General features: G+C 46.8%; 21 protein-coding genes and 1 pseudogene. 18 read left to right on the top strand and 4 right to left on the bottom strand.

Going from position 1 to position 24,503, the window contains the following annotated elements; translation table 11 throughout:
* Position 1 precedes the first annotated feature (1 nt).
* The 3 genes from ACI48K_RS02360 (at position 2) to ACI48K_RS02350 (ending at position 3,748) form a co-directional block, all read left to right on the top strand.
* Positions 2-697 carry an ABC transporter ATP-binding protein gene (locus tag ACI48K_RS02360; protein WP_475025965.1) on the top strand — a complete coding sequence of 232 codons (696 nt, stop codon included), beginning with the start codon at positions 2-4 and terminating at the stop codon, positions 695-697.
* Between the two features lie 3 nt (positions 698-700).
* Entirely contained in the window at positions 701-2,419 is a 1,719-nt protein-coding gene (locus ACI48K_RS02355) for an FtsX-like permease family protein (RefSeq protein ID WP_475025964.1), read from the top strand.
* A gap of 456 nt (positions 2,420-2,875) precedes the next feature.
* Positions 2,876-3,748 (top strand): SDR family oxidoreductase, encoded by an 873-nt coding sequence (locus tag ACI48K_RS02350; RefSeq protein ID WP_475025963.1) that lies wholly within the window; start codon positions 2,876-2,878, stop codon positions 3,746-3,748.
* Between the two features lie 208 nt (positions 3,749-3,956).
* Here the strand turns inward: ACI48K_RS02350 and ACI48K_RS02345 are convergent, their stop codons facing one another.
* The gene (locus ACI48K_RS02345; protein ID WP_475026047.1) at positions 3,957-5,354 is read right to left on the bottom strand and encodes a PQQ-dependent sugar dehydrogenase; all 1,398 of its coding nucleotides are present in this window, start codon (positions 5,352-5,354) and stop codon (positions 3,957-3,959) included.
* Between the two features lie 245 nt (positions 5,355-5,599).
* Between ACI48K_RS02345 and ACI48K_RS02340 the strand changes: the two genes are divergently transcribed.
* The 12 genes and pseudogenes from ACI48K_RS02340 (at position 5,600) to ACI48K_RS02285 (ending at position 17,512) form a co-directional block, all read left to right on the top strand.
* Complete coding sequence (locus ACI48K_RS02340; RefSeq protein ID WP_475025962.1) at positions 5,600-5,911, top strand: nitroreductase family protein; 312 nt, start codon at positions 5,600-5,602, stop codon at positions 5,909-5,911.
* 24 nt (positions 5,912-5,935) lie between these two features.
* Complete coding sequence (locus tag ACI48K_RS02335; RefSeq protein WP_475025961.1) at positions 5,936-6,850, top strand: helix-turn-helix transcriptional regulator; 915 nt, start codon at positions 5,936-5,938, stop codon at positions 6,848-6,850.
* Between the two features lie 58 nt (positions 6,851-6,908).
* Positions 6,909-7,274: a RidA family protein gene (locus ACI48K_RS02330; RefSeq protein ID WP_475025960.1), complete on the top strand. Its 366-nt coding sequence runs from the start codon at positions 6,909-6,911 to the stop codon at positions 7,272-7,274.
* 14 nt (positions 7,275-7,288) lie between these two features.
* Complete coding sequence (locus ACI48K_RS02325; protein WP_475025959.1) at positions 7,289-8,488, top strand: winged helix-turn-helix domain-containing protein; 1,200 nt, start codon at positions 7,289-7,291, stop codon at positions 8,486-8,488.
* A gap of 269 nt (positions 8,489-8,757) precedes the next feature.
* Complete coding sequence (locus ACI48K_RS02320) at positions 8,758-9,393, top strand: glycoside hydrolase family 11 protein (RefSeq protein WP_475025958.1); 636 nt, start codon at positions 8,758-8,760, stop codon at positions 9,391-9,393.
* 91 nt (positions 9,394-9,484) lie between these two features.
* Entirely contained in the window at positions 9,485-10,327 is an 843-nt protein-coding gene (locus ACI48K_RS02315) for a formylglycine-generating enzyme family protein (RefSeq protein ID WP_475025957.1), read from the top strand.
* Positions 10,328-10,466: 139 nt separating this feature from the next.
* On the top strand, positions 10,467-11,171 hold the full coding sequence (locus tag ACI48K_RS02310) for a DNA alkylation repair protein (protein ID WP_475025956.1): 705 nt from the start codon (positions 10,467-10,469) through the stop codon (positions 11,169-11,171).
* Between the two features lie 595 nt (positions 11,172-11,766).
* A complete protein-coding gene (locus ACI48K_RS02305) occupies positions 11,767-12,576 on the top strand; it encodes a helix-turn-helix domain-containing protein (protein WP_475025955.1) in 810 nt (269 codons plus the stop codon).
* 51 nt (positions 12,577-12,627) lie between these two features.
* Complete coding sequence (locus ACI48K_RS02300; protein ID WP_475025953.1) at positions 12,628-13,314, top strand: methyltransferase family protein; 687 nt, start codon at positions 12,628-12,630, stop codon at positions 13,312-13,314.
* Positions 13,315-13,518: 204 nt separating this feature from the next.
* On the top strand, positions 13,519-14,688 hold the full coding sequence (locus ACI48K_RS02295; RefSeq protein ID WP_475025952.1) for a GGDEF domain-containing protein: 1,170 nt from the start codon (positions 13,519-13,521) through the stop codon (positions 14,686-14,688).
* A 145-nt stretch (positions 14,689-14,833) separates the two neighbouring features.
* Positions 14,834-15,058: pseudogene (locus tag ACI48K_RS02290) on the top strand (MerR family transcriptional regulator); the annotation flags it as partial.
* A 123-nt stretch (positions 15,059-15,181) separates the two neighbouring features.
* A complete protein-coding gene (locus ACI48K_RS02285; protein ID WP_475026050.1) occupies positions 15,182-17,512 on the top strand; it encodes a hypothetical protein in 2,331 nt (776 codons plus the stop codon).
* A gap of 119 nt (positions 17,513-17,631) precedes the next feature.
* Here the strand turns inward: ACI48K_RS02285 and ACI48K_RS02280 are convergent, their stop codons facing one another.
* A complete protein-coding gene (locus tag ACI48K_RS02280; protein WP_475025951.1) occupies positions 17,632-18,567 on the bottom strand; it encodes an AraC family transcriptional regulator in 936 nt (311 codons plus the stop codon).
* 169 nt (positions 18,568-18,736) lie between these two features.
* Here ACI48K_RS02280 and ACI48K_RS02275 point away from each other — a divergent pair, with 169 nt between their 5' ends.
* Together ACI48K_RS02275 and ACI48K_RS02270 are read left to right on the top strand one after the other, a co-directional pair.
* On the top strand, positions 18,737-19,072 hold the full coding sequence (locus ACI48K_RS02275; protein WP_475025950.1) for a nuclear transport factor 2 family protein: 336 nt from the start codon (positions 18,737-18,739) through the stop codon (positions 19,070-19,072).
* A gap of 349 nt (positions 19,073-19,421) precedes the next feature.
* Positions 19,422-20,162: an SDR family oxidoreductase gene (locus tag ACI48K_RS02270; RefSeq protein ID WP_475025949.1), complete on the top strand. Its 741-nt coding sequence runs from the start codon at positions 19,422-19,424 to the stop codon at positions 20,160-20,162.
* A 505-nt stretch (positions 20,163-20,667) separates the two neighbouring features.
* Here the strand turns inward: ACI48K_RS02270 and ACI48K_RS02265 are convergent.
* Entirely contained in the window at positions 20,668-21,648 is a 981-nt protein-coding gene (locus tag ACI48K_RS02265; RefSeq protein WP_475025948.1) for an alpha/beta hydrolase, read from the bottom strand.
* Between the two features lie 291 nt (positions 21,649-21,939).
* Here ACI48K_RS02265 and ACI48K_RS02260 point away from each other — a divergent pair, with 291 nt between their 5' ends.
* Positions 21,940-22,521 carry a TetR/AcrR family transcriptional regulator gene (locus tag ACI48K_RS02260; RefSeq protein ID WP_475025947.1) on the top strand — a complete coding sequence of 194 codons (582 nt, stop codon included), beginning with the start codon at positions 21,940-21,942 and terminating at the stop codon, positions 22,519-22,521.
* A gap of 515 nt (positions 22,522-23,036) precedes the next feature.
* Here ACI48K_RS02260 and ACI48K_RS02255 read toward each other — a convergent pair.
* Entirely contained in the window at positions 23,037-24,269 is a 1,233-nt protein-coding gene (locus ACI48K_RS02255) for an ROK family protein (protein ID WP_475025946.1), read from the bottom strand.
* Between the last annotated feature and the right edge of the window lie 234 nt (positions 24,270-24,503).

Raw genomic sequence — 24,503 nt, 5'->3', positions numbered from 1 at the left:
CTTGGAAGCCATTTTGAAAGTGGAAGGGGTTACGAAAGACTTTGGCAAAGAGCAGGTTGTGAAGGGAATATCTTTATCGATTTTTGAGGATACATTTACCGCCATCCTTGGCCCGAGCGGCTCGGGCAAATCCACCCTTCTGAACATTTTGTCCGGCCTTATACGGCCTACGGCGGGGAGGGTGCAGTACGGAAACGAAGCGATTTCCGCCTATTCGGAAGCTCAGCTTGCGGATTGGAGACGGGCCGAAGTGGGCAATGTCTTTCAAAACTATCTGCTGCTGAACAATCTGACTGCGGAAGAAAATATTAAAATCGGGATCAACCCCGGCAGGACGCCGCTTGCCTTTGACAGACTGACCCGTATTCTTGAAGTTGACGATAATCTGGATAAGTTTCCGGCCCAGCTCTCCGGCGGACAGCAGCAGCGCGTCGCCATCGCCAGGGCCGTCATCAAAAGCCCACGACTGCTATTTTGTGATGAAGCCACCGGTTCACTGGATGAGGTCAACAGCAAAAAGGTCGTAAAATTTCTGCATGATCTGAAATCCACCTTTGGCGTAACGATTTTATTTACCACGCACAACCCGCAAATCGCGGAAACGGCAGATCGGGTATTAACCATCAAGGACGGCTTGCTGCAGAGCGATATGATCAATGATAATCCCATATCGGCCGGCGCAATGGTGTGGGGGTAAAGCATGAGATTATTGGCATATAAACAACTGACAAAACAAATGATCCGTAACAAAGTCTCCGTGACCCTCCTGCTGTTATTGACTATTTTAACCTCGCTCTCTTTTTTCTTTGTGAAGTTTTCCATTGATGGGAACATGTCTGTGCTGGATTCGCTGCCTTCAATGACGGAGAATCAGCAGTTATATCAAAATGCCCTGAATGCCAATAATTCGCTGGCCTATACTTTTTTCGCTTCCCTTACAGGCCTGACCGCTTTTGTATTTGTCATGTTCTTTTATCGATTTTTTCGATCTGCCAAAAGGCAAATCGGATGTCTGAAATCATTGGGCTTCAAAGATCGCGTTCTGCGCTCCTATTTTGTCATATTCACGGCCATTCTTTCTGCGGTCGGGGGCTTATTGGGATTGCTCGGCGGTTCTTTTCTCTCCAGTGTCCTGATTGATGCAAATACACGAACTTATTCAGTGACAGGTTTGATCAAAGGCGTGAGTATACCGAGTTTCATTGTTGGCGTTGTCGTGAGCGCCGCCGTGTTCTGCCTGGTTGCCTTTCTGTGCTATTTGTTTGTCAGCGGCAGAGAACCCGGAGTGTTCATCGCCGGAAACCGGAACAACAAGATTTTTTCCGGCGGGCTGCATGCTGCTAATTTTGTGGCCAATCATATTCCCGTCAAAAAGAAGTTTCCGCTGCGCATCGCCTTGCGCAAGCCTCTTGCGGTCTTGTTGATTTTCGCGGCAGTCATGGCGTTTAGTGTCTGCATGATTTTGGGGCGTTCTCTGAATATCAGCAGCCAGAAGGTTTTTGACGCTCAGACGATCGGCCACAACTATGAATATGATACCCATTTTTCCGATTACCGCACGGAACCGCTATCAACGGCTGGGGTGGTGTATCTTGATAGTCCGGCCGAGCTTTTGGCCGGCGGACGCAACACGGTGCAGACCCTTGTGGGCGTGTACAACCTAAACCATGTATACGAACTGCAGGATGCGGAAGATAAGCCCCTCCCTGTGCCGGCTGCGGGTTCCGTATACATCAATCCCGGTCTTGCGGAAATTTACGGCCTGGGAGCGGGTGACACGCTTGCCATTGACATGGCCGGCACAAGCCATAGCTTTACTGTGGCGGGAATTGCCGCCAATGCCAAATCTGCAAGCGTGTATGCTGCGGGGAATGAGCTGTCCGCCATTTTGGGTTTGCCTTCCGGTGCCTATAACGGAATTTTAAGTATGGAAAAGGCGAGGGGCGGCGGAACCATAATTACAAAATCCCAGCGTATTGATCTTCTAAACCGCAACGCGGTGTCAAACCAAATCAGCGCCGTTATCAATCAAGTGACGGGCGGTATTGTCGGGTGTATTTTGATATTTCTTGCCCTGTACATCAACTTCCAGGACAATACTCGCGATATGCTGATTCTGCACCTGATGGGATACCGCGTAAAAGCGATCCGCAAATTGCTGATCGATATCTACAGGCCGGTGGTATGGGCATTTTTCATCCTTACCCTTGTACCCGGCATCTTGATGGCGCAAGCCATTCAAAAATCACTGTCCGTATCCACCGGCGACTATATGCCCTTTGGAACGAATCTCTTTGTGGTTCTGCTGATCTTTATTCTCTTGAACCTCATCTATTGGCTGGTTCAGGCCGTATTTACTTTAGGCATTAAGCAGGCCGTTGCGAAGGAAGAAGTTACGGAATACATTTATGCCGAATAACTTGGCGGGATGTTTTGAATCACTTTTCCTATCGAGAGGCACACATTGTCTTTTAAAAATTCATATGCTATCTTTAAATATACTACTTGAACGGAGGGGTTACGTGTGTTGAATTTTTCCCGATAAAGAGAACATTGCACTTACTCGCAGTATTCTTTTAAATCTGCCTATAGCAGGTAATCGGGATAAGTCTGTCCATACGTGATCCTCATTTATTATATGTGTCAACACTAAACCTCCCTAATTGTAAGGAACGGTTAATTTTGTGTTGACATCCATAGAATGCGATCGCATGCTTTTCCCGATTATTTTTAGCATAGGCAGTAATTTGCCTGTGCTTTTTATTTTCTCTAGAAAGAGAGTTTTCAAAATTGCGCTAAATAAGAGTTGATTGGCAATACTTCATTTTAATGTTGAACCATTATGAATTAAGTTAAATCGTAAAGGAGAATACCTATGACACAAAATATTGAAAATAAACGAGTATGGTTTATCACTGGAGCAAGTAAGGGACTTGGTTATGCTTTTACATGTGCCGCCTTGAAAGCCGGAGATAAAGTTGTAGCAGTTGCAAGAAATATTGACAATTTAGAAAAGCTAAAAGATGCGTATCAAGAAACCTTGCTGCCGTTAAACCTCGATGTTACAGATAGGGAGGCTGTTTTTTCTACGGTTAAATCAGCATTTGAACATTTTGGCAGGCTTGATATTGTGGTTAATAATGCGGGCAGCATGACGTTAGGAATGATTGAGGAACTGAGCGAATTTGATGCCCGAAAAATAATGGACACAAACTTTTTCGGGGCTCTTTGGGTCTGTCAGGCGGTGATGCCTTATTTGAGGTCCCAACGTTCTGGACATATCATACAGATTACCAGTATCGGTGCCATTATTTCGGGTCCGATGTCCGGTATTTACAGTGCGAGTAAATTTGCTCTGGAGGGAATGAGTGAAGCTTTAGCAAAAGAAGCCGAACATTTTGGTGTGAAACTTACCATGGTGGAACCGGGAGGCTACTGGACAGATTTGTACATTTCGATGAATTACAGCAATCCAATAGATTCATACGGGACACTTCGTGAAGAATTGGCTAAACAGTATGCCGAAGGTTCGGTAGATAGTGATCCTTCCTTGGCGGCGGAAGCCCTTATGAAATTAGTGGACAGTGATAATCCTCCTCTGAGGCTGATCCTGGGCAGCGCAGTTTACGATTTAGCGATGGACACATTAAAGTCACGGATAGCTGCTTGGGAGGAATGGGAAGCCGTCAGCCGTGCATCTGAAAAAGCGATTCCTGCCCCTGAGGGATATGGAGTACCTGAGGAGTAAAGCTGGAGTGACGTAGTAAAATCATGCCGAGCGGGTACCTAGAAGTCCATAAGTACTATCCGACAAGCAGTGAAATCAAAGCGGATTCCGTACAACGGATATAATTTTAAGGTCAGCAGTGCAGGCAGGCGATTGAGCGGTTTAACCCTCCGTCGCCTGCCGAATAAATTGGGAGAGGTTTCGAAGAAAAACAAATATTTAGGATGAATCATGGAACAATTTCAAAAACAGTACCTTGGTTAAAATCAGTCACATTCATAGAGCCATAAACCCCTAAATATAGTCGTGTTTGATCAAGATTCGCTCCCAAACTAACATAAAAAGCGGATTGAGACCCAAAATTATAATCGGCTTCTATAACGCTAAAATCATTTAGTTTACAATCTGTTCTTACTCGGGTATAAGCTAACGCTCCTCTGACCGGAGGCGGAGATCCTTCATTCCGGGCAAAATCGGTAAACACAACGCTTCCCGCTAAACCGGGGATATCATTTCCCATATATGGCTGGACTCCTGTAAGTGCAGTCGCTCCAAACATACCGGGTCGGGGATCTTGATGATAATAACAGGTCAGAGGCGGAATACGAAGCATTGAAGTTTTTACAGCGTCATCGTAATAGGCCATTATTTTCTCATTCAAAGTCGGATTTGCAGAGCAGCCCCGTATAACCGAAGTAGGAAAAGCACCTTCCCACCCTCGCCAGCCAAAGTTAATGAGTCCTTCTTGTTCGGATTCGGTGTTTCTTAAAGAAGCATGAATAAGCTGAGTAACCGGTATTGGTTTATAATGTACGAATGAGAAAATCGATTCTACCAGATCCTGTCCGACATTTCCCACATATTTGATATACTGATTATAAAATCTTTGATATGAAATGCCAGGTGTGTTACGAACCCCTTTGGCAATTACCGTGAGCGTTTCCTGAATAGGTGCGGGAAGTTCATCGAAACGAGTAACAACGGGTGGATTATCGATAAATGTGTTCTTAAATATATCCATTTCTATTATTTTACCGGCGATTTCCATATCATCCTGGCTTAGATTAAATGGATCGTAGCCTGATCCGCCATCCCCGGTCGTTAAAACAAGTCTTCCCGTTTCAGGTGAAAAGTTTAAGCTATTGACACCGTTATGATTAAAAAACGGTCTTCTTAAATTAAGCAATGTCCGCCGTTTTTGAGGTTGACCATTCGATTGTAAAATCCATTCTTCAACCGTATCCATATGATCGTAGTTAACTTCTCTATTTATCCACTTTTGGTTTAAGGTTCTGGGGTCACATGGGTTAGGCTTGAAAAATTCAGGAAGACCTTGTCTTGAAACTTCCGAACTAGGAAGAGCGCCTGGGCCTTGTGTTCCAGCAACTGAATAATGAAGATAAAACAAACCGTTATAATTAAATTCGGGATGAAAAGCCAGCCCTAGCAATCCCCGTTCATCATATCCACCACCGGAAAAACCTAGTTTTAGGATTCGCGGGCGAATATCCAGAAAAGTTTCGATAACATCGTTTCCTATGTAAAAAATCTCTCCTACCTGGGTTGCCATAAATAATCTTTCCATGGAGTCACCCGGAAGTATAGCTGTTTTCAAAACAGTGGGCATATTTATTTTACTAACGATCGGCTGCAAACTAACTTTAACTTTTTTTAACAACTAATTTACACTCCTTCTATTGTTTTCATTTATAAAAATATGATTAGAACTGTTCTATTAGTACCGATTGGGGCAAAGCTTGATAAAAATCCGGATGTGAGACTGGAATGATTTATGCATATTGTCAGTTAATGTTTTGGGAGTTTACCTAATGGGAATTCCTTTTCTATAATGGCAGCTTTTCCAAGCCTCTTTTGCAGGAGGAGGGCAAGGAATACGCTTCCGTGCTGGAACAGGTACGTCTCGCCCCTTCCGCTTCGAACCTTCAGCCTTGGCGTATCGTGCGGAAGGGTGGATGCTATCATTTTTACGAGGCCAAAACGAAGGGCTACAATGACCATGCATCTTATGATATCCAGCAGGTGGATATGGGAATCGCTGCTTGTCATTTTCACTTATCTGCGATAGAAAAAGGATTGAATGGAGAATTTGGGCAGCAGTCTGAGCCTATTACAGGCGCACCTGCAAATGTCCAATACCTTTTTACATGGGCCGCAAAAGCATAATCCGAAATAAAAGGAAGAATAACCATGAAAATGGACCGCCTCTACGCCATCACCGTCTACCTTCTGAATCATGGAAAGGCCTCCGCGAGCGAACTTGCGAGGCGTTTTGAGGTATCGGCGCGAACGATACAGCGCGATATCGACGCCTTGTGCCGCGCGGGAATACCGGTTGCTGCCACTTCGGGCGCAGCCGGAGGATACGAGATCATGGATACTTTTCGGATGGGGCAGCACGCAGCGACTAGGGAGGATTATTCGCATATTCTCACCGCGCTTCAGGGACTTGCCAGCGCTACGAACGATCCGAAGGTAAAGGCTACTTTCGAAAAGCTCGCGTCTTTATCAAAAGCGGGAGAGAACGGCATGATTCTGGACTTTTCGGCCTTGCGCGAGAGCGACGGGATGATGCTGCAGTCGCTCCAATCCGCTGTGCTGGCAAAACGGGCGGTTAGCTTCACTTATACGAACGCGGGCAATGTAACGCGGACTCATACGGTCGAGCCAATAGCCGTGCTTTATAGGTGGTATGCTTGGTATCTTCTTGCCTATTCCACGGTCGCCAAAGACTATCGCATCTATAAGCTTGTACGTATGAGCGATGTCCAGGCAACGAACGTTCCCTTTTCAAGGGAGCATGCCAGCGCCGACATGATCCTTCGCGCCGTCGATGAAACGGACACGCGCTCATATATGAACGTGACGATACGCTGCAAAGCGGAAGCAAAAGCGCGGGCGGCCGAATACCTTCGCGGAATCATCACCGGGGAAATGGATAACGGCGATGTTCTGATGACGCTAAACGTGGTTGAAAATGAGCAGTTCTGGTTTGGCATGCTGTTATCCCTCGGCGATAGCGTGGAGATATTGGAACCGGAAAGCTTGCGGCTCCGTGTATTGAACGCCGCCAAAAATATGGTTGCTTTATATAACAAACTATGACATTCTGTTGTCGTAGTTGCTCCGTTATGATGGCTTTATAAATAACGGAGGTGTTTGTATGAGTGAAATTAAGAGAAGCGACATGAATGAAGAATTTGTTTATTCCGGTATCGTGGAGGCGGGAGATTTCGTTTTTTTGAGCTTTTGCGTAGGAAATGTCGGTGCCGCTTTTGAAGACCAGGTGAACGGTGCCATTGACGATATGGAACGGCGGCTGCAAACCGTCGGGCTGGCCCTGGATTCCGTCGTTAAAATCGATGTTCTCCTCAGGGATGTTTGGAATATTCCGGATATGGAAAAGGTATTTGCGAAACGGTTTATCCATGGGTATCCGGCAAGAAAAACGATTTCCACCGAATTCGCGCATGAAGGCGGGTTAAAAGGTTTACAGGTCCAAATCGATGCGATTGCTTATAAAAAATAGAAACAGGTGTTCAAATGATCATGTTGACTAACCGCCAGGCACGGCAATTTTTGCTGTTGAAGCACGGGCTGCTGGGCGAATTTAAATTTACGGGAAAGCAAGGCATTCTGGATTTTGTTCGCCAGGTGGGCTGTATTCAATTCGATCCTATCGATGTTTGCGGAAAAAATGCCGAGCTTGTGCTGCAGTCGCGAATCAAGGGATTCACCAAGGAAATGCTCGATGAGCTGCTCTATAAAGATAGAAGCTTAGTCGATTATCCCGATAAAAACCTTGCTATTTTCCCGGCTCCGGACTGGCCCTATTTTGAGCGGTACAGGCAAGCCGCCCGGCAGCATGCCGAACAATATCCCGAGATGCGGGAATTAACGGAGCAAGTGCGGAATCATATTCATAATCATGGCGCGCTTAGTTCGGATGATTTAAAGCTGGACGGAGATTTTTCCTGGCGGTCGGCCATTCACTGGAGCGGCGGGAATAATTCGACCCGTTCGGTGCTGGAACAAATGTATTCGACGGGCGAGTTGATTATCCACCATAAAAAAGGCACGCGAAAATATTATGATATCGCCGAGAAATACATACCGGCTCATTTATTGGACATGCCGGAGCCGCTGCCGAGCGAGCTTGAACATCAGAAATGGCGGGTATTGCGCCGAATCGGTGCGGTTGGCCTGCTGTGGAATCGGGCATCCGATGCGTGGCTGAATATATGGGGCCTCAAATCGGACGCACGTAACGAAGTTTTCCGCCAGTTATTGAATGAAGCTAAGATTATTGCGGTCACCGTTGAACAAGTGAAGGGTACGTTGTATTGCCGTGCGGAGGACCTGCCGCTTATTGATGTCGTCCTGAGCAATCCGGAGCCGAAACCCCGCTGCGAGCTGATTGCCTCGCTGGATAATTTGATGTGGGACCGGAAGCTGATCAACGAATTATTTGGCTTTGATTACACCTGGGAAATTTACACGCCTGCAATCAAACGCAAATTCGGATATTATGTCTTGCCACTGTTATACGGAGAGAGCTTCATAGGGCGAGTCGAGGCCGTCGCGGATCGAAAAGCCAAGAGGCTTATTGTCAGAAATGTCTGGTACGAGAACGGCGTGAAGCAAACGAAGAAATTGGAAACGGCAGTGGATCGTTGTATCAAAAAGTTTGCGAGATTCAATGGGTGCGAGACGATTTCGACTCAAAATGGCGAAAATGATTAACGAAGAGCCGTCCTGATAAGGACGGCTCTTTCATTTTCAAGCGGCTTTTATACTGAATGATCTAAGAATTAGAAGATAAAACCTTTAATTTGCAAAGTGAAATGTATTCGCTTACATTCTATAATTTTCTAATAAAGGGGGTGAAAGTAAAATGATATCAATCTATGACACGGGATAAGCGAAGATGTGCCCGAATAGGGAAACATTCATAAAGAAGCGGGACGCCGGCTAGTCGGCAGTGACCAATAAAGTATTCGAGGAGGAGTATTATGTTTAAGTTAAACAAGAAAATCTTGACCTTATTCATTACGGCTTCCATGAGTTTTGGCTTGTTTGGAGCAACCTCAAATGCGGCGACGGACTATTGGCAAAATTGGACGGATGGCGGCGGGACGGTCAATGCGGTCAACGGATCCGGCGGGAATTACAGCGTGACCTGGCAAAATAGCGGAAATTTTGTGGTTGGTAAAGGCTGGAATACCGGATCGCCCAATAGAACCGTCAACTATAATGCCGGCGTCTGGGCGCCGTCCGGCAACGGATACTTGACGCTCTATGGATGGACAAGAAACTCGCTCATTGAATATTACGTCGTGGATAGCTGGGGCACTTACAGACCTACGGGAACGTATAAAGGCACCGTAAACAGCGATGGAGGCACCTATGATATCTATACGACGATGCGGTACAACGCTCCATCCATCGACGGCACGCAAACGTTTCAACAGTACTGGAGCGTTCGCCAGTCGAAGAGAACGACAGGAAGCAACGTGGCTATCACGTTCGGGAATCACGTGAACGCTTGGAGAAATGCGGGAATGAATCTGGGAAGCAGCTGGTCTTACCAGGTGCTCGCGACAGAAGGGTATCAAAGCAGCGGAAGATCTAACGTAACGGTATGGTAATCGGTTAATCGTTGATATTGTTGAGGCCGTTCGGTTCGGTCTCACGGCCGACGGCCTCAATCATCCCTATTCGGATAAAGGAGACCTATCAATGAGAAGGCTATTTCTTTTCCTTGTAATAGCAATCATGATTGTTGTCAGCGCTTGTTCGCAAGAAAAGCTTGGAAGCATGGATAATATGGTGCTCGTTAAAGGCGGGACCTTTATGAATACAAAGTCCAACTATTATGGAGAAAAAGTAACTCTAGGGAGCTTTTATATCGGCAAATATGAAGTAACTCAAAAAGAGTGGATGGATGTCATGGGAAGCAATCCTTCGGCATTTATAGGCGGCGATTTGCCGGTAGAAATGGTAAGCTGGTACGACGTTGTCGAGTACTGCAATCAAAGGAGCATAAGAGAGGGCTTGGAGCCTTATTATCATATAGACAAGAGCAAGAAAGACCCAGGCAATAAGAGCGAAACCGATAATATGAAGTGGACCGTTACGATCGATAGGGAAGCTGACGGTTATCGGCTGCCAACGGAAGCGGAGTGGGAATACGCAGCGGGCGGAGGCCGGATCAGCAAAGGCTACATTTACAGCGGAAGCGATCAAGCGGATGAAGTGGCCTGGTACTGGAGAAATGCCGGAGACGAGTTTCTATCCGGAGATTGGAACTGGCCCGCCATAGAGAACAACCATGCGAGAACCCAATCAACCGGTACTAAGCAACCGAATGAGCTGGGACTCTACGATATGTCCGGCAATGTGAGAGAATGGTGCTGGAACTGGTACGGGGACGAAATGAACAGTCAGAGCGGTTCTTTCCGGAGTGTGAGGGGCGGGGGGTGGATCGGTGACGTCACCAGCAGCGAGGTATCTTTTCGGGGGAAGTTCGAAGCGAACGGGTTCGGCCCCGATCAAGGTTTTCGCGTGAGCCGGAACGGATAAGCAGCATTTGCTTCTGACGCTCAACCCCGAAAATTGGATTTGAGTCCAGGCCGTTTAACGTAGTAAGCTAGAGGAAGAATCATGAAGGGGAAGTTTTCGAGCCCTTGTCATCCATCTTTCTATCGGGAGTTGTCGAACCATGAATTTGGAATCGGTTATGTTGGAACTGGAAGCGCTCGGCAAGGACAGACTCAAAAAAATGTACCTCTCGAATGGCGCCCGGGAACCGTTGTTTGGTGTAGCTACGGGGGAGATGAAGCCTCTCTTTAAGAAAATCAAAATCAATCAACCGCTGGCTGAGCAGCTTTACTCCACGGGGAACTACGATGTCATGTACTTTGCCGGCATCATTGCCGATCCGGCGGCGATGACGGAAGCGGATTTTGAACGCTGGATCGATGGGGCTTATTTCTACATGCTCTCCGATTTCGTTGTTTCGGTAACTTTGTCCGAAGCGCCTATTGCGCAGGAGGTGGCCGACAAATGGATCGCCAGCGGCGAAGAACTGAGAATGTCGGCGGGCTGGAGCTGTTACTGCTGGCTTTTGGGGAGCCGGCCCGACGTTGAATTTTCCGAAAGCAAACTTGCCGAAATGCTGGAGACGGTGGAAAAGACGATCCACGCCGCTCCCGATCGAACGAAGTCTGCGATGAATAATTTTGTCTACACGGTGGGAGTGTCCTATTTGCCGCTTCATGAAAGGGCGGTCGAGACCGCAAAGGCCATCGGCCCGGTAGAAATCAAACGGGACAAGAAGAGCAGCTTTCTGGATGCCTCCGCAGGTATTCAAAAGGCCGCAGACAAAGGGCGGCTTGGCTTCAAGCGAAAACATGTGAGATGTTAAATCCGAGTGAAAGAATAGATGGTGCCAGAGGTCTAAGGGGTAACTCCCTAACTCTGCACCATCTTTTTTTATGGGTTCTATTGCCGCTCCCCGGTATCCCTTGATGCACGGCGCAGGTCTGCATGCGGGCCAGGCCCGCCGGCGGAGCGGTCAGCCGGATTGAGCTCGACATCGAGGATTAGCTGCTCGTGCGCAGCCAGGTTCAAGACCGTCGGGTTCGGGTTCGGCATATAGCGGTATCAAATGACCTTATTTCACTCCGAAACCGCGTTTTCGAGAGAATAGCGGTGCAAAATGGTCCTATTTTAGGCAAAATGTCCAAAACCGTGGGGAAAAGGAACTCTTCTGCAGAAATAAGGCCATAAAACGGCGCTATTCATTCAGAATGAGGTATCTCCATTTGAAATAAGGCCATATAAGACCGCTATTTCACGTGTCGGAGGGATGTGTGGAGGAATATGAGAATTCGGATAGGTTATGTTTAAGGTTTGAGTTGTCCGTTTTGCGCATGAACCCGGTTCACCGGCGCTTCCCGGAAATCGGTTGACTCGACCCTTAGGGTGGACTTTATAATGACGTTGAAGGTGGGATAACGGTGAACAATCGAATAAAAATCAGCGATTTTGTCGCACTGACGGGGAGCACGCTTAAGACCATTATCTATTACCATAAGATCGGTTTACTGCCGGAACCGGAGCGCTCCGCGGGAGGATACCGACTGTACGGGGCCGCGGAACTGAGGCGTATGCAGATCATCAAGCACTTAAAAACCTTTGGACTGGATTTGAAAAGGATCAAAGAAATACTCGGGAAGTCATCGGGTGACAAGACTTTACGAGAAGTTCTGGAATCTTTGCGAGTCGATCTGCTAAGCGAGAAGAACAGGCTGGAGGAGCGGATTGCGCAAATTGAGTCCATACTGGGCGAAGACAAAGCATTGCTGGCCGAGGATGCTTGCGACTCTCCCTCTTTTCAGATGATCGCGGACATATTGAAGCCCGAGCAAATGGAGAATTATGCGCAAACCATCCCGGAGCTTTTTGAGGGGCAGCGAAAATGGTTCGGCGTTTTGGATGACTTTCAATGGGGAGAGGATTACCGGGATACCTTTAGAGAAATAGCCGAGTATTTCCGGGCTCACCCTGAGCAATATCACATGGCTTTAGATTATGGCGTGCGTCTGTCCAATCTGTCTCAGCTATCCGAAGATGATCCGGAAATTGAAAGTCTGGCCCGGGAATCCACGGACTTCATTAAGAGCATACCCCAGCTAGAGGCGCTGTTGTGTCATCGGCAAGGGATGAAGCAGCCTTTTGCAAATGTATACAACGATATGGCGGCCCATATCTTTTCACCGGCCCGGATGAAACATATGCAGCTCTTTCAGAAGTATCTCAACACTTAATATAATATCATCATAACAATCGTCATTACGACGAGGATCGAGGCGGTTACAGTGGAAGACAATACGAAAAGCAATGTAAAACTGTCCAAACGAAAGGCTTATCTTTTTCCGGTGATCATGATGATCGTAATGGGGCTCATCATCTTTCTGCCTGCCGGTTCATTCGGGTTTTGGCAGGCCTGGATATGGTGGCTCGGTCTAACCGTATTGATGATATTCACGGCGGCCTTTTTTTTGAAAAGAAGTCCCGAGCTGCTTTCAAGAAGAACCAAGTTTAAAGAAAAGGAAGCTTCGCGCAGACCCCCTGCCATTTTCAATTTGTATTATCTTAGCTTCATTGTTCCGGGGGTGGATTTCCGCTTTCATTGGTCGTCTGTGCCTGAATGGGCCGTTATAGCATCGAATATTCTTGTGTTCGTAGGTTATATATTTATTATTTATGTCTTCCGTGTAAACAGCTACGCTTCAACGGTTATCCAGGTTGAGCAGGAGCAAACGGTAATCACAACCGGCCCGTATGCTTTTGTGCGGCACCCGATGTATTCGGGAATGTTGTTCATGCTGTTGTTTTCTCCTCTGGCTCTCGGGTCCTACTGGGCAATCATTCCTTCGCTTATGATCATTCCAGCCTTAATCCTGAGGATCAAAATCGAAGAAGAAGTGCTGCGGCAAGAACTGCCGGGATACCGCGATTATTGTTTAAAGACACGTTACCGGCTGATTCCTTTACTCTGGTAACTACCCGAAAAATAGAACATCTTAAGGCGCTGTCTTATTCAAAGGCAGCGTTTTTTTTGAGAAGGGAAAAAAAGGTACAGCGTTAATATTTATGAAATAAAATTATGCGAAAATAGCAATGCTCGCTATAATAAGAGAATATGTTCTTTTGCTCATTTCTTGTTTTCTATAGACTGCTTCGAAAGATGGCTTGGAGGGACGAAGGTGGGGACGGAACGTTCTGGGATAAATACAGATAAAGAGACGATGAATGACTTGCACATCCACGAAATACAAAAGGAATATACGCGGATCGATAACGACTGGCTTTCGCTGCACTATAAGACGACAATCGGGTTGGCGATATTTGCTTTTCTCGTCGAATGTGTCATGGGCGGGATGATCACTCACTCCGATATGCTGAACACGACAGTGCCCAGATACATATGGAAATTTGTGATTGTTCCTAGCGGAATGAACCTTGTCTGCATTGTGATAGATACTCTGGCGATGAAGTCAAAGCGTCTCACGCAAACTCAGAAGATTTATATGATTTCGCTTGTCTTCGTGGGGATCTGTTTTGTTCTCTTTACGGTGCACAGCGCTTTTACGACGACCTACTATATGTTTGCGGTAGCCATTATGATGACGACGATTTATGCGAGTTATCGCGTGACGAGTATTACGGCGGTGCTCAGTATTGCCTCCATTGTCGTCTCGGAACTGTTCATCAAGTGGGATTTGGACAAGATCAGTATTTTCGAAAGTACGCTTCGGATGAGCAATTTCTTTATCTCTCTGTTCATTTTGGTCGCCTTTTCCATCGCCTGCATGGTGGTTATCCGGTTTGAGCAGAAGAAAAATGAAGCGAGCATTCAAATGGAAAAAGAACGGCAGCAGCTGCAGCGAAGTCTTCAAGTGGATGAAATGACGGGCATATTTAACCGAAAAGCGCTGCACGACGGACTCAAGAGTATGGAAGACGATGCGGCGGAGAATACATACATACTTGCAATAGCGGATATCGACAATTTTAAAGGCATTAATGATAATTGGGGCCATCACCTCGGAGATCGTTGTTTGATTGCATTTGCCAAGATCCTGAAGGAAAACTGCGAAAGCTCCACACCTTTTCGTTATGGGGGAGACGAGTTTTGTTTGCTGTTCCGTAATGTAGATATGGCGAAGGCGACCTCGATCTGTGAACGCATAAAGTCTAAAGTGAATGACCTTTCTTTTGAGGATCAGCCCACGTTGAAGTTGACGGCAAGCTTTGGACTATCGGCTTATTCGGAGCATGTCGATACGGTTCGGCTCTTCACTCATTCGGACCGTGCCTTGTATAAAGCGAAGGAAGTGCGCAATGCGGTTCGCGTATTTGAGAAGGAAGCTTGATGGGCGGCAAATCTATCAGAGAATTTAGCCAGCAGACCAAAGATGACCCCATGTACCGAACGGGAGTCATCTTTTTTGATCTTCTAGACGCCTAATTTACAGATATTGACTTTGACGCAGGGTCAAGTGATATATTCAAAATATCATGGGTAAAGGAAGTGGATCTATGGAGTTGATCAAAATCACCGATTTAACCAATCAGCTTGGCTTAACTTCCCGAACATTGCGTTATTACGAGCAGATGGGGCTTATTCAAAGCGTGCGCCTGCAGTTTGAAAAATACCGCTTTTATGACCATGAAAATATGGAACGGATTAAGCAGATTATGGTGCTCAGAAAAATGCAGATTCCAATTAAGGATATCATCCATATATATCAAAGCCAGGACATGGCGGTGCTTGTGGAAAGCTTCGTGAACCGCATCAATGCGCTGGACAACGAAATCGAAGCCCTAAGAGAATTGAAGGACATCGTTGACGAATTTTTGCAGGCCATGCTGAAAAGCGGAATCAAGCATATTTCGGCTCTGCCGCTTTTGTATGAAAAAATAGACACCCAGCTCGAAGCGCAGGAAGTCCTCCGTAAAGATAAAAAAGAAACTAACTTAGAGAGACTTTCGGCCCTTTCCGAAAAGGTGTCCGATCCACCGGATTTAATCATTATAGATTTGCCTCCCATGCGCGTCCTTTCGTCAAGGCTGAAAGAATCCGGAATATCCGGTGTCGAGGGCTTTTGGGACTGGCTGGGACAAAGCGGAATACCTTATGGCACGCCCGGAAGTCATAAGCTGTTTGAATACCAACAGGACGATGCCCAAACCGTTATCATTCAGAATATTGATAGCGATTTCAATAATAACGAGGGCCCTTACGCGGATTACGAATTTGAAGGGGGGCTGTTTGCCGTAGGCGGTGTTTACGTGGAGGATGATATTGCTTCATTTTTCCGAAGAATGATCCATTCCTTTGATGATAATCCGTATTATGAAGTAGACTACCGTCACGGAGGACGCTTAAGACATGAATCCCTGGTGGAAACGGTTATTTCGCCAGACAGCAAACGCGAAAAAATCAATATCTTCCTGCCTGTGAAGCAGCGCTTGCCGGACGCAGAGCATTACGGCCCAAATGAGCGGATTTCAAATATAAGCTTTGCTGAAATAGATCAAGCTAATCCGGTACTGTATGAATACATCGTTCCTTTAACGGATGTCACCCTTATCAATTATCCTGATTACAAAGTGCTTGAAACGGGAGAAGCGGAATTTGTTTGCTGGATCGCCGCAAGAAAGCTTTCTACCAATGTTTCGGTAAAAATACCTTTTCGGGTGGATATTGAATTTAAGGTGGAGAATGAGAGTGAACGGTTTGGCTTTGGAAGCGATGAAGGCAGTATGCGCTTTTACCACGGAAATCATTTGTTCGGCATCAATATGGAGAACAAAGCGGACAGCAGGCTTTCAAAAGAGGCGCTCTGCTTTAACCAGCCTATTTTGGGGGATTATTTCAGCTATCCCGAGCTGGGCGGCATTAAATATAACGAGTACAATACCTTGACTTGGATTGTCGGTGAAAATCACTTCGCTGTGGTTATCAATGGGGAAGTAAGGTACTGCGGAGTCAATTTCCCTTATATGCAGTCTGATCTATACCTGCAAAAACCAGAAACGATAGTTATTGGTTCTGACGGGCAGGGGAAAAAATATTTCAGAGCGATAACCGTCTCGCAGTTGAAAACGACACCTAAAATTAAAATTAAGCAAGGGGAGCTTATTATGGCTGCAAAACAAAGCAATAACCTGATACCCCATATACATCAGCTTATTACGATGCATTACGGCGAAAATTACTGGTTTAACGGCTGCGCAAAATATGTGATGGAATGCTTGGGCGAAAAAGATTATGACTACAGCTTTTTTGCCGGCCTGACGGGTGATAATTTTGCGCAAGTTTACACTTTTGATCATTTCCGCGGTGACGGAGCGACCGACTATGTTCTGAGCGACAAGGGCAATACGGATTTTATCGAAAATATCTTTGCGGCCTGCGGATATTCGAGCACTTTTGTTACGGTTAAACAGCTGGATAATAATAGGGAAATGTACCTGCAGACATTAATAGCCTATATAGATAAAGGAGTACCCGTTATTTTTAACCATTGGGGGGATATTCCCCGAAACAGGTGGGGATGGGGAGTATTCGTCGGCTATGAGAATTATGGGAAGACCTTGCTTTATTTGAATGCCGAAATGACGGAACCGGATAAAATTTCATTGGATGATTTGCTTCCGAATGAGTATATAGCCGGGCAGGAGGCTTGTAACGGCTGGATATTTGTTGGCGAAAAGAAAAAGAACGTCGAATTGGCGGAGCTTTACCGTAATCGGATTCTGACATTGCCCCAGCTTCTGACGAAAAAAACGGAGGGGTATTGCTTCGGCACGGAAGCTTTCCGGTCTTGGGCGGCAGACATTGAGGCCGGGAGATTTGATCATGTGAAACCTGAAGAATTCGACGATTGGCCCATGTACACCGTATATGTGTGCAATCTGGCAACGAACAGCAGCTGCTGTCATGAATTTTTGGATAAGGCGCAGAAGCTAAATCCGGATTTATCATTCATAGGTGAACTTCGCGTTTTATATGAAAAAATGCGTTTGATGTGGAATGAACAAGACGGCGAAGATTTGGAGGCCATCGGCGGCGGCTTCAACATCACGCTTGAAGCCTTGCAAGACGGGCAAAGACGCATGCGAATTGCCGCGAAAATCCGTGAATTTGCGGAATGCACAGATAAAGTGATAGCCGTTTTAAACGGAGTATAGCAGCAACTTTAACACTATCCAGAGTCAAATTTATAACGGGGAGATTGCCGGTCATGGCAATCTCCTTTTTCACACCTTAAAGCCGGGATAGCTGCCGGTCAGCAAGGGAATGTTGAGTATTAGACAAAATTTCCCTCCAGTGAATCCCGCAACTGCTTGATATCGCTAATGGGGGGCAGCCCAAACATTCGGGCATATTCCCGGCTGAATTGAGAGGGACTTTCGTATCCTACCTGAAAAGCGGCGGATGCCGCTTCGGGTTCGCCGGATAGCAGCAGCCGGCGCGCTTCCTGCAATCTGACCAGCTTCTGATATTGCAGAGGGCTCATGGCCGTGACCTTTTTGAATTGATTATGCAGCGACGAGGTGCTCATATTCGCGGATTTGGCCAATTCTTCGATTCGCAGTGTTTTGGCAAAATCATGCTGAATCAGCTGAATCACTTTGGCAATGCTTTGCGCATGGCTGCCAATCATGGCAAATTGCTTGATGTGGTAACCCTGGTCTCCCTGCAAAATTCGGTAAAGGATCTCGCGAATCATAAGTGGGGACAGGACGGGAATATCTTCCGGCGTATCCAAAAGACGAACCAGCCTTAACACGGAATCAAGCAAAGCGAAGCTCGTTTTTCCGACATGCAGCCCTCTGCCGATGTCCGTTCTGCTGCCGTCTCCGCCAGGTTGGCTGGAATCTTTGAGTATATCGAGGATTTCATCCGTGTTGAAATTGATCTGGGCGCACAAATACGGTTCTTGCGGAGTGGCGCTGATAATCCGGCCCGAAACCGGTAAGCGAACGGATGCTACCAGATAGGAAGAGGCATCATAACGATAGCTTTCCTCCCCGAGCAAAACGATCTTTGCGCCTTGTGCAATCAGGCAAAGAGACGGTTCGTAAATGGAATGCAAAGGCTCGTATAAGCTCGAGGCCCGAATGATTCGCAAAGAGGGATTAGCCGTAGTATGCGTCCCGTCCGATTTGGCATGGGAAGCGAGAAGAGAAATTAATTCCTGCTGATGCTCGGCAAATTTGCGGTCAAGCCGTTTGTTTTCCATACCGGGGTTCCTTTCGTTGATTTATAGTAATAAAGATTATCATGCTTTGTAGGAATAGGCAAGAATCCAACATGAATGAAATACCTTCCGGCATGATCGCGGAGATATAATGTTCTCGTGATCAGATGCAAGCTGCATGGCGCAAGAATGATGAAAGGAGGTCATTAATTTGAGTTCTTATTCTACAGAAATTCCTTTGCCGATCCAAAGATTTGTGGACTTCACCAATGCGGGCGATACGGATGCGTTTATTGCACTGTTTACGGAGGACGCCTATTTGGAGGATTGGGGACGCGCATTTACCGGCCGCGAAGGAGCGGCTTCCTGGAATCAAACCGACAATATCGGCCAAAACAGCCGATTTGCAATAACGTCCTTCAGAGCGGGGAATCAACCGGACAGCTATATCCTTACCGTCAAAGTGTCCGGAAACGGGTATAACGGGATAGGCGATATCGCCCTTACGCTTAAAGGAGACCATATTGCTCGAATGGTGATAGCTTGAACATGACAAAAGGCTGCGATGTTTTAGTTAAAACTAGAAATCAGGGTTTGACGGCGGATCGAGGTGGTAGGGGCGTTCTTTTTCGGCTAACGAACCGTAGCGCTCTTATTAGCCTCCCAAAAAAGAGATTCATGTTCTAACGGACCCAGGATTCCTTATTCGTCCCAAAACAGCTCCAAAGGCACCTTTTGAGGTCAAATAAGGGCTGTGGGGTCCGTTACATTTCTCAAGCGCTGGATTTAGCCGAAATAACGGCATTATGATTCGTTAGAAGGTTGATGTTTGCTGCATCTTCTTGTCCAGCGCCGATTTCGGCATAGAGCCATATTTATTAAGGAGGAAATTTAAAATGAATACAACCGGCAAACCAAGAGTGGCGATCGTCACAGGTGGATCACGGGGAATCGGACGAGCTATCGCGGAGCGTCTTGCGGCAGACGGACAGACTGTGGTTATTGCATATGCCAGCAACACGGCGGAGGCGGATAAAACGGTACAGGACATCAGAAGTAAAGGCGGTAAAGCCATAGCCGTAAAGGCGGATGTCAGCGATGAGGAAGCGGTGGCGCAGCTTTTTGAAAAAGCGGGGAACGAGCTTGGAGGCGTCGACGTCGTCGTCAATTCTGCGGGAATTATGGTGCTCGACACGGTTGCCAATTTCGATCTTGCCAAACTTGATCAGATGCACCGCGTAAATATCCGCGGCTCATTCGTTGTCAATCAACAGGCTGCCCGTCATGTTCGTTCCGGCGGTGCCATCATCAATCTTTCGACGTCGGTCAAGAAGCTTGCGCTGCCAACCTATGCGGGTTATGCGGCCAGCAAAGGGGCCGTCGATGCCATTAGTCTCGTTCTCGCGAAAGAACTGCGCGGAAAAGACATTACCGTCAATGCGGTCGCTCCCGGACCGACGGCGACGGATTTGTTCCTGGTAGGCAAGGACGACGAGACCATTGACCGGATGTCCAAGATGAATCCGATGGAGCGTTTGGGAACGCCCGAGGATATCGCGGAAGTTGTTTCTTTTCTGGCAGGACCCGCCAGATGGATCAACGGACAGACCGTTTATGTCAACGGCGGTATGGTATAAAAAAACTCATAATGAAATTACACAAGAGGGTGCCCTAAAAGTCATTACTGATGACTTTTGTGGGACACCCTCTAAAACTTATCATAACAACAGAACAAAAAACTGCGGGATCGCTGTCAGGTATCGGGTCGCTTCATCCCTCCGACACTTAAAATAGCGGCATTTATGGCCTTATTCCGCTGGAGAGGCCTCATTCTGAACGAATAGCGCCTTTTTTTGGCTTTATTTCTTCAGAAGAGTTCCTTTTTTCCCCGGTTTTGAACGTTTTACCGAAAATAGGGCCATTTTGCACCGCTATTTTCAGGAGAATGCGATTTCGGAGTAAAATAAGGCCATTTTATACCGCTATTCGAGAAATCGCCGTTTATTGTTGGTTCCGGGCCAGGACAGCCCCTTTCAGTGACCGCCGCCCCTGCGTGGCAAAGCATGCCGGGTGACTCTCACTTACCCGGTCTTCTGGCTTGATTTGCTTAGAAGCGGCAATAGACCCAATAGAAAAAATCGTTTAGCTTATATACTTCGAGTAGAACTCACGGACGCGCTTTTCATATTCGTCAGGGTCTACGTCAAGGGCCTTGCCGTGCCCCGCGCCGGGGACCACCCACAGTTCTTTTTCGCTTTTGGCGGCATCGTACAGTTCATATACCATGGAAGTCGGGACAAATTGATCCTCGCTTCCATGTATGAAAAAGATAGGAGTTTTCGATTTTTTCACTTGTTTTAAAGAGCTGGCCTCCTCAAAGCTGTAGCCTGCGCGGATTTGGGTTTCGATGCTGGCCAAATCAACGGTCGGAAAGGTAGGGAGGTAAGAGAACTGCTGTTTGATTTGAAAATCGAATTCATCCTTAGCCGATGTATATCCGCAATCCTCGATGATCGCCTTTACGTTATTCGGCAAATCCTCCTCGCCGCTCAGCATCATGACGGTCGCTCCGCCCATGGATACGCCGTGCAAAACAATTTCGGTATCCTTGCCCAGTTTATCGATCAGCAGATCCATCCATTTCAGATAATCCTTCCGGTCCAGCCAGCCCATTCCTCTGAACTGTCCTCCGCTGTCTCCGTGCGCTCTCGCATCGGCTGCGAACACATTAAACCCCTGCTCATGATAAAACTTGGCATAGAGTCCTGTGGATTTGGCATCAAGGGTGAAGCCGTGAGGCAAAATAGCCAGCTTATTGGATTTCGTTTCCGCGGGGATAAAATATCCTACCAGGTCCAGTCCGTCGTCGGACGTTAAATGCATCGTTTCGTAGCCCATTTTTTCAAATTCCTGTCTGCCTAAATCAACCTTGTCAAACGAGGACTGCGTATATTTGGCATCTCCCAGCCTAATGTCATTGATGTCGCTTGTGGCTCTGTTGATCGCTAAATTAAAAGTTTGGTTTGCCCCAATAGAGAACAGGACCAGGGCAAGGATAAGCAGTGACGCGACAATGCCCGTTATGATCTTGAATCTTTTGGATCCAACTATGGATTCTCTCATGAATCCGCCTCCTATATCGAATGAGTAATAGGCCTTTTTGATTGTCGACAATTTAGATTATACATAAATACGACCGATGGTCAATATTAATTTATACCGAAGGTCATATTTTTGAAATGTATTGATATCGCTTTATTTATGGGGATATAAGCCCGTCCCAATAAAATTATCAAGGAATAAAGAGCAAGATATATTTTGTTTTTTGATTTTAAATTAAACCAATGGTCATTTTATGATTTTAATAAATAAGCCGTTGTGATATTATGAATACGATAAAGGAGGTTGCAGCCCGTGAATAGAGAAGAAAAAAAACAGGAGACCGTCAATCGCATCACGGATGCGGCGCGGCGGCTTTTTTCCGAGAAAGGCTATGAATCAACCACAGTTGCCCAAATTACGGAAGCGGCCGGAGTTGCCAAAGGCACGTTTTTTAATTATTTCAAAACCAAAGAGGAAGTGCTGATCAAGCTGCAGAAGACTTTGTTTTTTAACGAGATATCCGGCTTAAGCGGGAAATCGGGTCCCTATGCACCGCGAATTTTGGCTCTGGTCAAGGAATTGGGCGACTCGATGGACGAGAATCGGACTTTGATGCGCTTATCGCTGCAGAATTTTTTGTCCACCAGTTCGTTTGAAGCGGGCCGATGCGGGCTAATGAACAACGTGGACTCCCTTGAACCCGTATTTGAAAAAGGGCAGCAAACCGGCGAATTTACGTCAACAATTCCCGCTTCCGTCATGGCGACCACGGCGATGCGCATTTATCTGGGCGCTTTGATGATCTGGAGCATGGAGGTCAAACAGGAGGGGCTTGGCGAACAAATGTTGTTGTCCTTTCAAATCTTTTTGGAGGGAATCGTGAAAAAATCCTGAAGAGGAGCTTGTCCGAACGGCAAATCCCAGCGAGTTGGCGTGAACCGGGGCGGGAGGGGTCATACTACGCAGAACAATCAACGGCGATTTCTCGAATAGCGGTATAAAATGGCCTTATTTCACTCCGAAACCGCATATTCCTGGAAACAGTGGTACAGAATGGTCCTATTTTCGGTAAAACATCCAAAATCAAGGGGAAAAGGAACTCTTCTGAAGAAATAAGGCCATAAAACGGTGCTATTCATTCAGAATGGGGCTCCCCAGTGGAAATAAGGACAAAAAAGACCGCTGATTTAAGCGTCGGAGGGATGCGGTGTTTGGGGACGTCGTTGACAAGAGCAAATTAGACCAGACCAAACAATTGGTTCTAACGCAAATCCTCGAAGTCGATCCGGTATTTGGCAACGGTCTGGCAGGGTCTTTCTGTTCTTTTGCTATGATAAGTTTTAGAGGGTATCCCAAGAGCCATCATGGATGACTTTTGGGATACCCTCTTGCGTTTGATGCGCTTGGGCTTACGCTTTGCTGTTGTCCGATTGGGACAGCTTATTGAATATGACGTCTCTGGAGAGCGCGAACAGGCCGTAAACCCCCGAGTTTTCTTCCAACTGCGCGGGCACGACATCCACCGGCATAAAAGCATTTTCCTTGACGATCCGGTTGATGACCGGCAGGATTTGAGCGTTAAATACGGAATACTCGCCGCCGAAAATGACCAAATCGCAATTCAGGAGGGAAACGATATTGGAGATCGTTCCGCCGATGATCAGAGAGATGTCGTCGATGCACTCGATAAGGAAAGAATCCCCGTTTTGCCACACCTTCACCAGGTCTTTGAAATTGAAATTATCCAGCGTTTTTCCCAGCGCGGCGAATGCATCCGCCGTTTTCTTGGGAGCTTCCTTTCTGACCCTGGCGATCAGCCCGTTGATGTTGGTTGAAGCGCCCAGATTGTTGAAGGAATGTCCGCGCACCGCGGTCACATCGTTATCAATGGTGATTTCGTGAGCGATTTCCCCCGCACTGTTGGAGGTTCCGCTGTAAATAGCCCCGTTCAAAATCAAGCCGGCCCCCATGCCTAAGCCGCCGCTGATATAGACCAGGTCCTTCGAATCTATTCCCGCGCCGTAGGTAAACTCGCCGAGCGTCGCCGCATTGACGTCGTTGGATACGAGCACGGAGGTATTGAAGTGAGATTCCAGTTGCTGCGAGAGATCGCCCATGTTCCAGTTGGCGAAATTGGCGTTGGCCAGGAAGCTCCGTTTCTCGGGATCATAGACCCCGGGGCAGGAGATCGCGATGATGGCCAGATCGTTATAGGTCAGGTTGTTGGATGACACCAAAAATTTGACCGCGTTCAGTACCAACTCCAGTCTCGTCGGGTAGGGCGAAGGATCGGGGATGTTTATGGCAAATTTGTTCAGTATTTTCCCGTCCAGATCAGCCAGAACAAAGAGGGGATCCTCAAAGTTCAACTCGATGGCGACAATATACTGATACGTGTTATTAAACTTCAGCAAAATCGGCTTTCTGCCGCCGGAAGCCATGGAGACCCCGGTTCCAACCTCTTGTATAATTCCCTTGCTTAGCAAAGAAGCGATATTGACCGTCACGGCAGCTTTACTGATGCGTAAATCCCGCGCAAGCTCAGCTCTCGAAATGAGGTGCCTGCTGTAGATGTGGTCCAGGATGACTCTTTGATTGATGGACCGGATGTGCGTTTGGTCTACCGCATACTTCATAATCATACATACCCACTTCTATATAGAGTTAGTAAACATTGTAAACCTACCTTGATACTAGCATAGCAAAAATTTAAATACAATGTATTAAATAAAGAATATTAATGTATCAAATAAACAACTTTAATTAGCCGGGAAAAGGCCCGAAAAGCCGCAATGCCTTATCAGACATGACTTTTTTGTGGTTTGACAATTTTAAAAATCCATAGTAATGTATTTGCAACTTAAGTTAGTTCGCAA

Source organism: Paenibacillus terrisolis (genome assembly GCF_056171975.1).
This window is presented reverse-complemented; position numbering and strand designations above follow the sequence as displayed.

Bases quoted from the DNA above. Each gene is read 5' to 3' on its own strand.
- ACI48K_RS02315 (WP_475025957.1), top strand. From the start codon at position 9,485: ATGAGAAGGCTATTTCTTTTCCTTGTAATAGCAATCATGATTGTTGTC.
- ACI48K_RS02350 (WP_475025963.1), top strand. From the start codon at position 2,876: ATGACACAAAATATTGAAAATAAACGAGTATGGTTTATCACTGGAGCA.
- ACI48K_RS02270 (WP_475025949.1), top strand. From the start codon at position 19,422: ATGAATACAACCGGCAAACCAAGAGTGGCGATCGTCACAGGTGGATCA.
- ACI48K_RS02280 (WP_475025951.1), bottom strand. From the start codon at position 18,567: ATGGAAAACAAACGGCTTGACCGCAAATTTGCCGAGCATCAGCAGGAA.
- ACI48K_RS02320 (WP_475025958.1), top strand. From the start codon at position 8,758: ATGTTTAAGTTAAACAAGAAAATCTTGACCTTATTCATTACGGCTTCC.
- ACI48K_RS02335 (WP_475025961.1), top strand. From the start codon at position 5,936: ATGAAAATGGACCGCCTCTACGCCATCACCGTCTACCTTCTGAATCAT.
- ACI48K_RS02255 (WP_475025946.1), bottom strand. From the start codon at position 24,269: ATGATTATGAAGTATGCGGTAGACCAAACGCACATCCGGTCCATCAAT.
- ACI48K_RS02345 (WP_475026047.1), bottom strand. From the start codon at position 5,354: ATGCCCACTGTTTTGAAAACAGCTATACTTCCGGGTGACTCCATGGAA.
- ACI48K_RS02285 (WP_475026050.1), top strand. From the start codon at position 15,182: ATGCTGAAAAGCGGAATCAAGCATATTTCGGCTCTGCCGCTTTTGTAT.
- ACI48K_RS02310 (WP_475025956.1), top strand. From the start codon at position 10,467: ATGAATTTGGAATCGGTTATGTTGGAACTGGAAGCGCTCGGCAAGGAC.
- ACI48K_RS02330 (WP_475025960.1), top strand. From the start codon at position 6,909: ATGAGTGAAATTAAGAGAAGCGACATGAATGAAGAATTTGTTTATTCC.
- ACI48K_RS02325 (WP_475025959.1), top strand. From the start codon at position 7,289: ATGATCATGTTGACTAACCGCCAGGCACGGCAATTTTTGCTGTTGAAG.
- ACI48K_RS02265 (WP_475025948.1), bottom strand. From the start codon at position 21,648: ATGAGAGAATCCATAGTTGGATCCAAAAGATTCAAGATCATAACGGGC.
- ACI48K_RS02355 (WP_475025964.1), top strand. From the start codon at position 701: ATGAGATTATTGGCATATAAACAACTGACAAAACAAATGATCCGTAAC.